The 13,712-nt window shown below is 67.9% G+C and carries 13 protein-coding genes; 8 read left to right on the top strand and 5 right to left on the bottom strand.

Annotated elements, in window-relative coordinates:
- Positions 1-35: 35 nt before the first annotated feature.
- The 3 genes from leuC to ACKY0W_RS14270 all read left to right on the top strand — a co-directional run bounded on the left by leuC (position 36) and on the right by ACKY0W_RS14270 (position 2,977).
- Positions 36-1,454, top strand: a complete 1,419-nt coding sequence (leuC, locus tag ACKY0W_RS14280) for a 3-isopropylmalate dehydratase large subunit (protein WP_409437788.1) — start codon at positions 36-38, stop codon at positions 1,452-1,454.
- Between the two features lie 30 nt (positions 1,455-1,484).
- A complete protein-coding gene (gene leuD / locus ACKY0W_RS14275; RefSeq protein ID WP_409434598.1) occupies positions 1,485-2,081 on the top strand; it encodes a 3-isopropylmalate dehydratase small subunit in 597 nt (198 codons plus the stop codon).
- Positions 2,082-2,269: 188 nt separating this feature from the next.
- The gene (locus ACKY0W_RS14270) at positions 2,270-2,977 is read left to right on the top strand and encodes an HU family DNA-binding protein (RefSeq protein WP_409434597.1); all 708 of its coding nucleotides are present in this window, start codon (positions 2,270-2,272) and stop codon (positions 2,975-2,977) included.
- A 48-nt stretch (positions 2,978-3,025) separates the two neighbouring features.
- Here ACKY0W_RS14270 and ACKY0W_RS14265 read toward each other — a convergent pair whose 3' ends face one another.
- From ACKY0W_RS14265 to cofC, 3 genes are read right to left on the bottom strand one after another with little or no spacing between them, the layout of a single operon-like run.
- Complete coding sequence (locus ACKY0W_RS14265) at positions 3,026-3,958, bottom strand: NUDIX hydrolase (protein ID WP_409434596.1); 933 nt, start codon at positions 3,956-3,958, stop codon at positions 3,026-3,028.
- Positions 3,959-4,011: 53 nt separating this feature from the next.
- A complete protein-coding gene (locus ACKY0W_RS14260; RefSeq protein ID WP_409434595.1) occupies positions 4,012-6,219 on the bottom strand; it encodes an RNA degradosome polyphosphate kinase in 2,208 nt (735 codons plus the stop codon).
- The gene (gene cofC / locus ACKY0W_RS14255) at positions 6,209-6,889 is read right to left on the bottom strand and encodes a 2-phospho-L-lactate guanylyltransferase (protein WP_409434594.1); all 681 of its coding nucleotides are present in this window, start codon (positions 6,887-6,889) and stop codon (positions 6,209-6,211) included. Before cofC ends, ACKY0W_RS14260 begins: the two co-directional genes overlap by 11 nt.
- Before the next feature lie 184 nt (positions 6,890-7,073).
- Here cofC and ACKY0W_RS14250 point away from each other — a divergent pair, with 184 nt between their 5' ends.
- Together ACKY0W_RS14250 and ACKY0W_RS14245 are read left to right on the top strand one after the other, a co-directional pair.
- Positions 7,074-8,102 (top strand): NAD(P)H-dependent glycerol-3-phosphate dehydrogenase, encoded by a 1,029-nt coding sequence (locus ACKY0W_RS14250; RefSeq protein ID WP_409434593.1) that lies wholly within the window; start codon positions 7,074-7,076, stop codon positions 8,100-8,102.
- 23 nt (positions 8,103-8,125) lie between these two features.
- Positions 8,126-9,238: a D-alanine--D-alanine ligase family protein gene (locus ACKY0W_RS14245; RefSeq protein ID WP_409434592.1), complete on the top strand. Its 1,113-nt coding sequence runs from the start codon at positions 8,126-8,128 to the stop codon at positions 9,236-9,238.
- A gap of 105 nt (positions 9,239-9,343) precedes the next feature.
- Here ACKY0W_RS14245 and ACKY0W_RS14240 read toward each other — a convergent pair whose 3' ends face one another.
- Positions 9,344-9,889, bottom strand: coding sequence for a DUF3515 domain-containing protein (locus ACKY0W_RS14240; protein WP_409434591.1), 546 nt, complete (start codon positions 9,887-9,889; stop codon positions 9,344-9,346).
- A 39-nt stretch (positions 9,890-9,928) separates the two neighbouring features.
- On the opposite strand from ACKY0W_RS14240, the gene ACKY0W_RS14235 reads away from it, so the two are divergent.
- Together ACKY0W_RS14235 and ACKY0W_RS14230 are read left to right on the top strand one after the other, a co-directional pair.
- A complete protein-coding gene (locus tag ACKY0W_RS14235; RefSeq protein WP_409434590.1) occupies positions 9,929-10,906 on the top strand; it encodes a thiamine-phosphate kinase in 978 nt (325 codons plus the stop codon).
- Between the two features lie 6 nt (positions 10,907-10,912).
- Entirely contained in the window at positions 10,913-11,593 is a 681-nt protein-coding gene (locus tag ACKY0W_RS14230) for a uracil-DNA glycosylase (RefSeq protein WP_409434589.1), read from the top strand.
- A 75-nt stretch (positions 11,594-11,668) separates the two neighbouring features.
- Here the strand turns inward: ACKY0W_RS14230 and rpmB are convergent, their stop codons facing one another.
- Positions 11,669-11,860, bottom strand: coding sequence for a 50S ribosomal protein L28 (rpmB, locus tag ACKY0W_RS14225; RefSeq protein ID WP_024443272.1), 192 nt, complete (start codon positions 11,858-11,860; stop codon positions 11,669-11,671).
- A gap of 193 nt (positions 11,861-12,053) precedes the next feature.
- Between rpmB and ACKY0W_RS14220 the strand changes: the two genes are divergently transcribed.
- Complete coding sequence (locus ACKY0W_RS14220; protein WP_409434588.1) at positions 12,054-13,712, top strand: DAK2 domain-containing protein; 1,659 nt, start codon at positions 12,054-12,056, stop codon at positions 13,710-13,712.

Below are 13,712 nucleotides of genomic sequence, written 5' to 3'. Positions count from 1 at the left end.
AAAATGTAAGACGGTACAGATTGGGGATGGCAGCAATGTCCAAGACCGAGCAGCCTCGCACCTTGGCAGAAAAGGTCTGGGCAGACCACGTCGTGGTATCCGGCGGTGGGACCGAACCTGACCTCATCTACATCGATCTGCACCTGGTGCATGAAGTCACCAGCCCGCAGGCTTTCGAGGGGCTGCGGTTGGCCGGTCGTCCGGTGCGGCGCCCGGATCTGACCATCGCCACCGAGGACCACAACGTGCCGACGGTCGACATCGACAAACCGATTGCGGACCCGGTGTCGCGTACGCAGGTCGAGACGTTGCGGCACAACTGCGCCGAGTTCGGCATCCGGCTGCACCCGATGGGCGACATCGATCAGGGGATCGTGCACATCATCGGGCCGCAGCTGGGGCTCACCCAGCCGGGCACGACGGTGGTCTGCGGCGACAGCCACACCTCCACCCACGGCGCGTTTGGTGCGCTGGCGATGGGTATCGGCACCTCCGAGGTGGAACACGTGCTGGCCACCCAGACGCTGCCGCTGAAGCCTTTCAAGACAATGGCGGTCAATGTCGACGGGCGGCTCGCCGACGGTGTCACGGCCAAGGACATCATCTTGGCGGTGATCGCCCAGATCGGCACCGGCGGCGGCCAGGGCTATGTCATCGAATACCGGGGCAGCGCCATCGAGGCGCTGTCGATGGAGGCCCGGATGACGATCTGCAACATGAGCATTGAGGCCGGCGCTCGGGCCGGCATGGTCGCCCCCGATGAGACCACCTACGAGTACCTGCGTGGCCGGCCGCACGCGCCGACCGGTGCTGACTGGGACGCCGCCGTGGACTATTGGAGCAGCCTGCGCACCGACCCGGGTGCGGTGTTCGACGTCGAGGTCTACCTCGACGCGGACACACTGACGCCGTTCGTGACCTGGGGCACCAACCCGGGCCAGGGTGTCCCGCTGGGCGCCCAGGTGCCCGACCCGGAGGCGATCCACGACGAGGCCGAGCGACGGGCCGCGGAGAAGGCGTTGGCGTACATGGACCTTCAGCCGGGGACACCGATGCGCGAAATCGCGGTCGACACGGTGTTCGTCGGGTCGTGCACCAACGGTCGCATCGAGGATCTGCGCGCGGTGGCCGACGTGTTGCGTGGGCATCAGGTGGCCGACGGGGTGCGGATGCTCGTGGTGCCGGGTTCGATGCGGGTGCGCAATCAGGCCGAAGCCGAGGGTCTTGCGGAGGTTTTCGCCGCCGCAGGTGCGGAATGGCGGCAGCCCGGCTGCTCAATGTGCCTGGGGATGAACCCCGATCAGCTGGAGCCGGGGCAGCGGTCTGCGTCGACGTCCAACCGTAATTTCGAGGGCCGGCAGGGCAAGGGCGGGCGCACCCACCTGGTGTCTCCGGTCGTCGCCGCTGCCACCGCTGTCCGTGGGACGCTGTCGGCCCCCTCCGACTTGAACTGACCGCCGCCGGTACGAAAAAGGAGCCTTGTCATGGACGCTTTCCACACCCACACCGGAATCGGAGTCCCGCTGCGGCGGTCCAATGTCGACACCGACCAGATCATTCCCGCGGTCTATTTGAAGCGCATCACCCGGACGGGATTTGAGGACGGCCTGTTCGCCACGTGGCGCACCGACCCGTCCTTTGTGCTGAATCTCAGCCCTTTCGACCAAGGTTCGGTGCTGGTGGCCGGACCGGACTTCGGCACCGGATCGTCGCGCGAACATGCGGTCTGGGCGCTGCTCGACTACGGGTTCCGGGTGGTGATCTCCTCCCGATTCGCCGACATCTTCCGCGGCAATGCCGGCAAGGCCGGCCTGCTGGCGGCCCAGGTGGCCCAAGATGATGTGGAACTGCTGTGGAAAGTCATCGAGCAGAGCCCGGGGCTGGAAATCACTGTCAATCTTCAAGATCGGAATATCACCGCCGGAACGGTGGTGGTGGCGTTCACGATTGACGACTACACCGCCTGGCGGCTGTCCGAAGGACTCGACGATATAGGCCTTACGCTGCGGAAACTCGACGATATCGATTCTTTCGAGGCGGCTCGCCCGGGCTGGAAACCGCGCACTTTGCCTGCTTCTTGAGGCCCCGCGCCGGAGCTTAATTCCGGCCTAAACGACGCTCTCGTCAGCGTCCAAGGGCGGTAACCGGATTGCCGAATTCGCCCATAATCTCGTCTGAAATTGCGCGTGGCTCTTGGATATCAGTGGTATCAGGGTTTACCGTGTGCTCTAGTCGGCTCAAGTAGGGCCACTGGTTTCGGAGGGATTGGATGAACAAAGCAGAGCTCATCGAGGTGCTCACAAAGGAATTGGACACCGACCGTCGGTCGGCGACCGAGGCCGTCGAGCATTTCGTCAATGCCATTGTGCGCGCCGTCCACAAGGGTGAGAGCGTCACCATCACCGGGTTCGGCGTTTTTGAGCGTCGTCGTCGCGCCGCGCGCGTGGCCCGCAATCCCCGCACCGGTGAAACGGTCAAGGTGAAGCCGACGTCCGTTCCCGCCTTCCGCCCCGGGGCGCAGTTCAAGGCGATTGTTTCTGGCGCGCAGCGTGTCCCGTCCGAGGGGCTCGCCGTCAAGCGTGGTGCTGGTGCCAGCGCCGCGCCCGCCAAGGCTGCGAAGAAGTCGCCGGCGAAGAAGGCCACCAAGGCCGCCGCGAAGAAGACTGCCGCCAAGGCTCCGGCCAAGAAGGTTGTCGCGAAGAAGGCAGCGACTAAGGCTCCGGCCAAGAAGGTTGTCGCGAAGAAGGCAGCGACTAAGGCTCCGGCCAAGAAGGTTGTCGCGAAGAAGGCAGCCACCAAGGCTCCGGCCAAGAAGGCCGTGACCAAGGCTCCGGCCAAGAAGGTTGTCGCGAAGAAGGCAGCGACTAAGGCTCCGGCCAAGAAGGTTGTCGCCAAGAAGGCAGCCACCAAGGCCGTGGCGAAGAAGGCTCCGGCCAAGAAGGCCACCAAGGCACCGGCCCGTAAGGGTCGCAAGTAGCAACGAATAGCCGAGCGCCGCGGGGTTATCCCCGCGGCGCTCGGTCGTTCACACCAGTGCTTGGGTAGCCAGCGGACTACCGAGGTGGTCGGCGGCGATCAACCGGCCGCCCGACAGCGACAACACCCAGGTGCTGCCCTTGCGATTGCGCGACTTGTCCGGGCTTACACCGTCGCGGTCACACCACCAGGCGATCAAATCCGGAATCACCTTGCCCTGGGTGCAGATAACCGGTGTGCCGCCCGATTGCGCGATCTCCACCACCCGGCGCCGGGCTTTTTTCGGGTTGTCGGCGTACGACTCCTCGCTCAGCGTCGGTTCGCTGTGCACCGCCACCCCGAGTTCGGCGGCCAATGGCTCCACGGTCTGCTCACAGCGCACCCGGTCGGCTGCGTACACCGTGGTCGCGCCGAAGGCCAGCAGCTGATCGGTGAGCGCTTCGGCCTGCGCACGACCCTTCTTGTCCAGTGGCCGTTGGCGGTCGTCGCCGGAGAACCGCGACCGACGGCCAGCGGTGCCGTGCCGCACGATCAACACCGTTTCGGTGTCTGCGGGCTGCTTAGCGAACCGCCGCAATATCTTCCGGTCATAGGCGTACTGCAGTTCCCGCATTGCGGCATCGACCGGTAGCCAGACCATGTCGTCGACCTCGTGGTTGGGCACGAAATCTCCGCCCACCGCTTGCGCGGCCCAGTACCGCACTTTCTTGACGCCCTGGGAGACCGGATAGCGGACCGCCCCCAGCCGGCGGCCCAGGTGCGCGTGCTGGCCGGTCTCCTCGAGGATCTCCCGCACGGCGGTCACCGGTTCGGTCTCACCGGGATCGACTTTGCCTTTGGGCAGTGACCAGTCGTCGTAGCGCGGACGATGGATGAGGGCCACTTCGACGGCGTTGCGCCGCGTCCGCCACAGCACCGCACCGGCGGCGTGGACGACCTTGTCTACCGTCCCGGAGCCATTCGACACTGTCGTTTCGAGCACCTTGCACTCCTGCAGGTCAATTCGGGCTTCGTGGGCGGTGGTGGGCGGAGATGTCAGGAATTGCGATGCCGGTCCATCAACGACACCTGGTGATCGCGGACCGTGGCCCCGGCCTGCGGTTCGGCCGTCCACTGACCGTCTGGCCCGAGCTCCCAACAGCGGGTGGCCGGATCCATGGCGGAGTCGAACACATCGCCCAGTTGCGCGGTCAGCCGCGAGTTCTTCACTTGCACCATCACCTCGACCCGGCGGTCCAGATTGCGGTGCATCATGTCGGCGCTGCCGATCCAGAATTCGTCGATAGCGCGGAAGTGGATGATGCGGGAGTGTTCCAGAAATCGGCCGAGAATCGATCGGACGAGGATGTTTTCGGAGAAACCCTCGACTCCGGGCCGCAGTGCGCAGATCCCGCGGACGAACAGCTCGACTCGAACTCCGGCGCGGGAGGCGCGGTAGAGCGCATCGATAACCTGCTCGTCGACCAGCGAATTGAGCTTGAGCCGGATCCGGCCCTCGCCGGAATGGCGGTGTGCCGCGACCTCACGTTCGATGCGTTCGATGATCCCGGTCCGTACGCCGTGTGGGGCCACCAACAGGTTGCGGTAGGCGACTTTCCGCGAATAGCCGGTCAACGAATTGAACAGGTCGGTCAGGTCGGCGCCGATGTCCGGGTCGGCGGTCAGCAGTCCCACATCTTCGTAGAGGCGCGCGGTCTTGGAGTTGTAGTTGCCGGTGCCGATATGGCAGTACCGCCGGATCGTCGATCCCTCGCGACGCACGACGAGGCAGACCTTGCAGTGGGTCTTAAGGCCGATCAGTCCGTACACCACATGCACGCCGGCCTGCTCCAGCTTGCGGGCCCACTTGATGTTCGCCTGTTCGTCGAACCGGGCCTTGATCTCGACGAGTGCTACCACCTGCTTGCCGGCCTCGGCGGCGTCGATCAGCGCGGTGACGATCGGTGAATCACCGGAGGTTCGGTAGAGCGTCTGCTTGATCGCCAGCACACCAGGGTCGGCGGCCGCCTGTTCGATGAACCGCTGCACGCTGGTGGCGAACGAGTCGTAGGGGTGATGTACCAGCACATCGCCTTCACGCAGGGTGGCGAAAATGCTTTTGGGGGTTTCCCGTTCGGCGAACGCCGGGTGGGTGGCCGGGACGAAGGTGCGGTCCTTGAGATCGGGCCGGTCCTGGCCGTAGACCTGCCACAGCGATGACAGATCCAACAGGCCGGGCACCTCGATCACGTCACCGGGGTCCACGTCGAGTTCGCGCAGCAACAGCTCCAGCATGTGCTCGGTCATGTCGTCGGCGACCTCGAGTCGCACCGGTGACCCGAACCGGCGTCGCGCCAGCTCCCGCTCCAAGGCCTGCAACAGATCTTCGTCGCGGTCCTCTTCGACTTCGAAGTCGGCGTTGCGGGTAATGCGGAACGCGTGATGCTCGACGATCTCCATGCCGGGGAACAACACCGGCAAGAATGCTGCGATCAGCTCCTCCATCGGCAGGAATCGGACCTCGCCCCGGCCGTCGCTGCTGCTGGCGCCGACATCGAGTTCGACGAAACGGTCGACGTTGTCGGGGACCTTGACCCGCGCAAAGTGACTTCCACCATCCTCGGGACGTTTGACTGTCACCGCCAGGTTCAAACTGAGTCCGCTGACGAACGGGAACGGGTGCGCTGGGTCGACCGCCAGCGGTGTCAGCACCGGGAACACCTGCTCGTGGAAGTACCCCGATAGCTGGTCGCGTTCGGTCGGCTCAAGGTCGGCCCACGTCACGATGTGGATGCCTTCGGCGGCCAGCCCCGGGCGGACCGAGTCGAGGAACACCCGCGCATGGCTGGTGGCGATCTGCTGGGTCCGTTCGCCGATGCGGCGCAGTTGCTCACGCGGGGTCAGGCCGTCGGCCGAGCGCACGGACAGGCCCATCTCGTCGCGGCGTTTGAGACCGGCGACCCGGACCATGTAGAACTCGTCCAGATTAGAGGCGAAGATCGCCAGAAACTTGGCCCGTTCCAACAGTGGCAATGAGGTATCGGCGGCCAGCGCCAGCACTCGGGCGTTGAAGTCCAGCCAGCTCAGTTCGCGGTTGAGGTAGCGGTCGGCGGGCAGTTCGTCGTCGTCGCCGGCCGAAAGCGTCTCGGTGGCAGCGGGAGGGGCGGTCGGAGCGGCGTCGTGCGGACGCCAATCGGTCGTGTCGCTACGCGTCTCGGTGAGTTCGCTGCCCTCGATTTCGTCCACCCCGAAATCATTGCTCATCGCGCGTGGTGCTGCCACCGGACTTGGCATGTGCGAGTGCACGGGCCGTTGCGGTGCCGACTCCGAGCCTGCGCGCCACCGCCAGATCTTCCGGAGTGTCGATGTCACAGCGCAGGCCGGGCCAGGCGCCGGTCAGTTCCAGCGCCCCGGATTCCCGGTGTCGCGTAGATGAATTTCTGCCGAACCTCGGGTCGAGCGCGGTGCCGAACGCGAAGAGCGCCGCGGTGCCCATCCCATGCCGGTCAGCGACGAAGCTGCGTTGGTGCGTCCGCGCTGCGGCGATCGCCTCGTCTAGCTCGTAAGATTGCAAAGCCGGCAAATCACCCTGCAGCACAACGATATTGGGCACCGATTCGGTCACTGCGGCTTCGGCAGCGGCGAGCGCGTTGTTCAGCGGGTCGCCATGACCTTCTGGAGTCGGGTCCTCCAGCACCTCGGCTCCCAGCTCGGCGGCGGCTGCCGCGGCGGCCTCATCGGGAGTCACCACGGTGATGTGTTCCAGTCCGCGGGCGGCCACGGCCGCGCTGATGGTGTCCACCAGCATGGCCAGCACCACAGCCTCCCGCAGTGGTGCGGGAAAAGCCGGCGCCAGCCTGGTCTTGGCCACGCTGAGCCGCTTGACGGCAATGATCAGGCCGATGCCGGATACCTCGGCCTGTGCGGAGTTCACACCTCACATCCTGCCAGCGTCGGGCTGAACGTTCCGCGCGCTGGGTTGATGGCGGTGACCCGCTTCGCCCGGCTCCGCCGCGCTTGCGATCCCCGCTGGGTTGATGGCGGTGACCCGCTTCGCCCGGCTCCGCCGCGCTTGCGATCCCCGCTAGGGTGATGCGCTTATAGGGAGGTGGTGTGCGATGGCAGGCACCGAGGGCACGGTCGCGGTGATGGGCGCGGGCGCGTGGGGCACGGCGCTGGCCAAGGTGCTCGCCGACGCCGGCAGCGACGTCAGGCTCTGGGCACGCCGGCCCGATATCGCCGCGCAGATCAACGAGACCCGGCGCAACCCCGACTACCTGCCGGGCTTCGAGGTACCCGCCGCGGTGCGCGCCACCAGTGATCCTGCCGAGGCGCTGGATGGCTTGACCACCGTCGTGCTGGCTGTGCCGGCGCAGACGATGCGGGCGAATCTGCAGGCATGGACGCCGCACCTGACCGACAGTGCCACGCTGGTCAGCGTCGCCAAGGGCATCGAGCTGGGCACGCTGATGCGGATGAGCCAAGTGGTCGCGGCGGTGACGGGGTTCGACCCGGGTCAGGTCGCGGTGGTGTCCGGTCCCAACCTGGCGGCAGAAATCGCCGCCGAACAGCCCGCGGCCACCGTCGTCGCCTGCACGGACTCCGGTCGGGCGGTGGCGCTGCAGCGGATGCTCAACACGGGCTACTTCCGCCCCTACACCAACTCCGACGTCGTCGGCACCGAGATCGGCGGAGCCTGCAAGAACGTCATCGCCCTGGCCTGCGGAATGGCGGCCGGGGTGGGGCTGGGTGAGAACACCGCGGCCGCCATCATCACCCGGGGCCTGGCCGAGATCATCCGTCTGGGAGTCGCGCTGGGCGCCAAGGGCGCCACCCTGGCCGGGCTGGCCGGAGTGGGCGATCTGGTGGCCACCTGCACATCGCCGCATTCGCGCAACCGCTCGTTCGGCGAGCGCCTCGGCCGCGGCGAGGCGATGCCGCCGGTGCCCGGCTCGGCGGGGTTGTTGAGCACCTCCGACGGTCACGTCGTCGAGGGCGTGACGTCGTGCCAGTCGGTGCTGGCCCTGGCCTCGAGCTACGACGTGGAGATGCCGCTGACCGACGCCGTGCACCGGGTCTGCCACAAGGGCTCGTCGGTCAACGAGGCGGTGGCACTGCTGCTGGGACGTCGCACCAAGCCGGAGTGAGCTGTCCCGGTAGCCTCTGGCGTGTGAATTCCCACGAACGCACCCGGGTGGCCGTCGTCTTCGGCGGCCGCAGCAGCGAGCACGCCATCTCCTGCGTCTCGGCGGGTAGCGTCCTGCGCAACCTGGACCCGCAACGCTTCGAGGTCGTCGCGGTCGGCATCACCCCGGAGGGGGCGTGGGTGCTCACCGACGGCAACCCCGACACGCTGGCGATCACCGGCCGCCAGCTGCCGGCGGTCAGCTCGGCCTCCGGTGCGGAACTGGCGCTGGCGGCCGACCCACAGCGTGCCGGTCAGCTGGTCGCATTGTCGTCCGCGGGTTCCGCGGAAGTGCTGGCGTCGGTCGACGTGGTGTTTCCCGTGCTGCACGGACCCTACGGCGAGGACGGCACCGTGCAGGGACTGCTGGAGCTGGCCGGGGTGCCCTATGTGGGCGCCGGGGTGCTGGCCAGCGCGGCGGGTATGGACAAGGAATTCACCAAGAAGCTACTGGCCGCCGAGGGCCTGCCGACCGGACCTTATGCAGTGTTGCGACCGACCCAGGAGACGCTGTCGATCGAGGATCGGGAGCGCTTGGGGCTGCCGTTGTTCGTCAAGCCGGCGCGCGGCGGGTCCTCGATCGGGGTCAGCCGGGTGATGTCCTACGACGAGCTTCCCGCGGCGATCGCCGAGGCGCGCCGGCACGACCCCAAGGTCATTGTCGAGGCCGCGATGATCGGCCGGGAAATCGAATGCGGCGTGCTGGAGTTCCCCGACGGCACGGTGGCCGCGAGCACCGTGGCGGAGATCCGGGTGGCCGGAGTGCGGGGCCGCGACGACTCCTTCTATGACTTCGCCACCAAGTACCTCGACGACGCAGCCGAACTCGACGTGCCCGCCAAGATCGACGACGAGGTCGCCGAGGCCGTGCAGCAATTGGCGATTCGGGCGTTCGCCGCGCTGGACTGCCAGGGACTGGCCCGGGTGGACTTCTTCCTGACCGACAGCGGACCGGTGATCAACGAGATCAACACCATGCCCGGATTCACCACCATCTCGATGTACCCGCGGATGTGGTCGGCCAGCGGCGTCGACTACCCGACGCTGCTGGCGACTATGGTCGACACCGCCCTGGCCCGCGGCGTGGGGCTCCGCTGACGCCAGCGTGCTGCTGGCGCGCCGAGCGTGCACTCAGCGCGAAAAAACAGCCAAATATTCAGCCTGATTACACGCTCGGCGCGGATCGTCGGGGCAAGGCGATCGCTAGCGCGGCGGGCCCGGCCTGATCGGTACGGCGTCGACGGTGTCGGCGATCAGATCTGACACCTCTTGAATCGGCGTGGGCCCTGAGCCGGGCGGCAATGTCAGCGCCAGATAGATCTTCCGGTCGACCACATACCAGGTGGCGCGGTCGCCTTCGCGGACCTCGAACCACTGCACGTGATCGACCACCTGGAGGGGTGAACCCACCACGAAATCGGCCGGCCGGTCCAGCCCACAGCGCAGCACCACGGCCTCGCCGTCGTCGGCGGTCCAGGCCGCCGCGCCCTGCGGTGCCGGTGCGGCGAGCTCGGCGCGCCGATAATCGCCCAGCTGAGCCGGTAGGGCGCCGAGCAGGGCACGGCAGTCTTCGCTGTCGGCGTGCGGGGCAGGCACCGTCGCGACCGGCACCGGACCGGCCGGCCGCTTGCCCGGGTGCTGTAGCGCGGCGACGGTCAGCGCCGCGCCTACTGCGGCGACGGCGACCACCAGCGCGACGATCAACGCGAGTCGCGGGGGTCCGTCCACGTCGTTCTCCGGATTGGTCACGCCACGCCTACCGTTCTGATCACACCTACACTCCAGGCTGTGCGCGGTAACGAGCCCACGCTGGGTCAGCTTGGAGAGTTTCCCATGATCGACCGGCTGGTGGCCGGGCGACGTCAGCCCACCACCACCCAGCTGGGGCCAGGGGACGATGCGGCGGTGGTCCAGTGCGCCGACGGCCGGGCCGTGGTATCCACCGACATGCTGGTGGAACGTCGGCATTTCCGGCTGGACTGGTCAACCCCACAGCAGGTCGGGCGCAAGGCGATCGCCCAGAACGCTGCCGATATCGAGGCGATGGGTGCACGCCCCACCGCGTTCGTCGTCGGCTTCGGCGCCCCGACCCACACTCCTGCCGCCGATGCCGCGGCCCTGGCCGACGGGATGTGGGCTGAGGCGGAGCGACTGGGGGCGGGCGTGGTCGGCGGCGACCTGGTCCAGGCCGACTGCTGGGTGGTATCGGTGACGGTACTGGGGGACCTGGGCGGTCGGGCAGCGGTGCTGCGGTCTGGGGCGCGGGCCGGTGCGACGCTGGCGGTGGCCGGGGACCTGGGCCGCTCGGCGGCGGGTCTGCGGCTGTGGCGTGACGGTGTGGGCTCAGCAGAATTCGCGGAGCTCAGGCGTCGGCACCTGGTGCCCGAACCGCCGTACGGGCAGGGCGCGGCGGCCGCCGATGCCGGGGCACAGGCGATGACGGACGTCTCCGACGGCCTGATCGCCGATCTGGGGCACCTGGCCGCGGCGTCGCAGGTGACGTTGGAGGTGTCCACAGCGGCGCTGGCGCCCGACTATCGAGCCGTGGCGCCCGCGGCCGCTGCGGTCGGTGCCGACGCCTGGTCGTGGGTGCTGGGCGGGGGAGAAGACCACGCCTTCGTCGCCGCGTTTCCCGGTGCGGTGCCGGCCGGTTGGCGGGCCATCGGACAGGTGCTGGCGGGGCCGGCACGGGTGCTGGTCGACGGGGCGGTGTGGGGCGGGGAGGCGGGCTGGCAGTCGTTTGATCCCGGCGCCCCATTACGTTGAGACACCATGACTGCGCGTCCACTTCCTGAACTTGTCGAAAGCGGTTGGGCCAGTGCGCTGGCGCCGGTGACCGATCATGTCGCTGCCCTGGGGCAGTTTCTGCGCGAGGAGACGACGTCCGGCCACGGCTATCTGCCCGAAGGGCAGAACATCTTGCGTGCCTTCACGTTTCCGTTCGACAACGTCAGGGTGCTGATCGTCGGACAGGATCCGTACCCGACGCCCGGCCACGCGGTGGGCCTGAGCTTCTCGGTCGCCCCGGAGGTTCGGCCGCTGCCGCGCAGTCTGGAGAACATCTTCACCGAGTACACCGCGGATCTGGGCTATCCCAGGCCGTCCAACGGCGATCTGTCCGCATGGGCACAACGGGGTGTGCTGCTGCTCAACCGGGTGCTCACCGTGCGGCCGGGTACGCCGGCCTCACATCGCGGCAAGGGCTGGGAGGCCGTCACCGAATGTGCGATCCGCGCGTTGATGGCCCGCAGTCAGCCGATGGTGGCGATCCTGTGGGGACGTGACGCGGGGACGCTCAAGCCGATGCTGTCCGACCACTGCGTCGCGATCGAATCACCGCACCCGTCGCCACTGTCTGCGTCGCGCGGGTTCTTCGGATCTCGGCCGTTCAGCCGCGCCAACGAGCTGCTGACGCAGATGGGTGCCGAGCCGATCGACTGGCGACTGGAGTAGCGCGGTTCAGACGGTCGCGCACACTCGCCGAGGAGGCAGGGGTGTCCCTGCGCTCTCGGCGAGAAAAGAGCGGACTTAGCCGCGAACGACCTTGCCGGCCTTGATGCACGACGTGCAGGCGTTCAGGCGCTGCTTGTTACCGCCGGGACGCGCGGCGTGCACGACCTGGATGTTCGGGTCCCACCGACGGCTGGTCCGACGGTGCGAGTGGGACACCGACTTACCGAAGCCGGGGCCCTTTCCGCAGATATCGCACACGGCAGCCATATGTGACACTCCTCAAAACGTCTGCTTGAGGGCCAACGACCTCAGCGGGTGGCCCGACAACCTGATCAGGATACCCGCCCGGCGGGGCAACCACCAAAACGCCCCATCGCGGCCGGACGGACGTGACCTGTGCTGTCGCCCGGAGTGATTAGGCTTGCAGCCACCGGAGGTGGCGGCAGGAAGGTGGGTGCAGGTGGGCAACCCCGATCGTCGGCTGGATGCGGCGACCTTGCGGGACTGGGCGCACACCGCCGTCGGTGACCTGATCACCCATACCGATGAGATCAACCGGCTCAATGTCTTCCCGGTCGCCGATTCCGACACCGGAACAAACATGCTGTTCACCATGCGTTCGGCGCTGGCCGAGGCCAACACCGAGGCCGCCTCGGGTGAGGTGGGCCGGGTCGCGGCCGCACTGTCGTCCGGGGCGCTGCACGGCGCACGCGGAAACTCCGGGGTGATCCTGTCGCAGATCCTGCGCGGACTGGCCGATGTGACGGCCCCAAGCAACCCTGATACCGCAGTCAGCGCCATCGACTCCACCTTGCTCGGCGCCGGTCTGCGGCACGGGGTCGAGCTGGTGGTCACCTCAATGGGCGGCCGCGAGGTCCCCGGAACCATCGTGTCGGTGCTGCAGGCCGCCGCTGCGGCCGTCGAAGAGTGCGCGGAGCAGGGAGCCGAGTTGGGTCCGGCGCTGGTGGCCGGCACCGATGCAGCCGCGGCGGCACTGGAGGCGACCACCGCGCAGCTCGACGTGCTCGCCGAGGCCGGGGTGGTGGACGCGGGCGGCCGCGGCCTGCTGGTGCTGCTCGACGCCCTGCGCAGCACGATCACCGGGCAGGCGCCCGTGCGGGCGGCATACCAGCCCGCGCCGTGCCCGCGGCCGCCCGAAGCGGGCACCGAGGCTCCCGCGCCGCAGTTCGAGGTGATGTACCTGCTGGGCGAGTGCGGTCCCGAAGACACCGAAGCCCTGCGGGAGCGGCTGAACCAGCTCGGAGAATCTGTGGCAATCGCCACTTCAGGCGTGGTCGGCGGATATTCGGTGCACGTGCACACCGATGACGCCGGTGCCGCGGTGGAAGCGGGCCTGGCCTTCGGCCGGCCGCGGCGGATCCAGATCTCGGCCCTGGCCGGCGCCACCGGTACGTCCCCGGGCAGCTGGGCGCGGGAGCGCGCGGTGCTGGCCGTGGTCGACGGCGACGGTGCCGAGGCGTTATTCGACTCCGAAGGAGCCTGCGTGCTGCGGCCCGACCCGCACAGTGCCGAGCCGGTCATGATGGTCACCGCCCAGCAGCTGTTGCGGGCGGTGGTGGACACCGGTGCAGCGCAGGTGATGCTGCTGCCCAACGGTTATGTCGCCGCCGAGGAGCTGGTGGCGGGTTGTACGGCGGCCATCGGCTGGGGCATCGACGTGGTACCGGTGCCGACCGGCTCCATGGTGCAGGGGCTATCCGCGTTGGCAGTCCATGACCCTGGCCGTCCGGTGGTCGATGACGGTTACACGATGGCCCGAGCCGCCGGCAGCACCCGGCTCGGATCGGTCCGGGTGGCCACCGAACAGGCGCTGACCTGGGCCGGTGCCTGCCGGCCCGGCGACGGCCTGGGCATCGCCGGTGACGAGGTGCTGATCGTGGCCCGCAATGTGGGCGCGGCGGCGATCGGCCTGATCGATCTGCTGCTGGCGGCCGGCGGGGAGTTGGTGACGGTGCTGTTCGGGGCGGGCGTCGACGGGTTAGAAGAAGATGTCATGGACGTGTTGGCCCGGCACGTGCATGACCAGCACCCGGGGACCGAACTGGCGACCTACTTCACCGGCCATCGGGGGGACGCACTGCTGATCGGGGTCGAGTAG

Source organism: Mycobacterium sp. SMC-14, from assembly GCF_046250075.1.
In the GTDB taxonomy this organism is placed as follows: Bacteria; Actinomycetota; Actinomycetes; order Mycobacteriales; family Mycobacteriaceae; genus Mycobacterium.
This window is presented reverse-complemented; position numbering and strand designations above follow the sequence as displayed.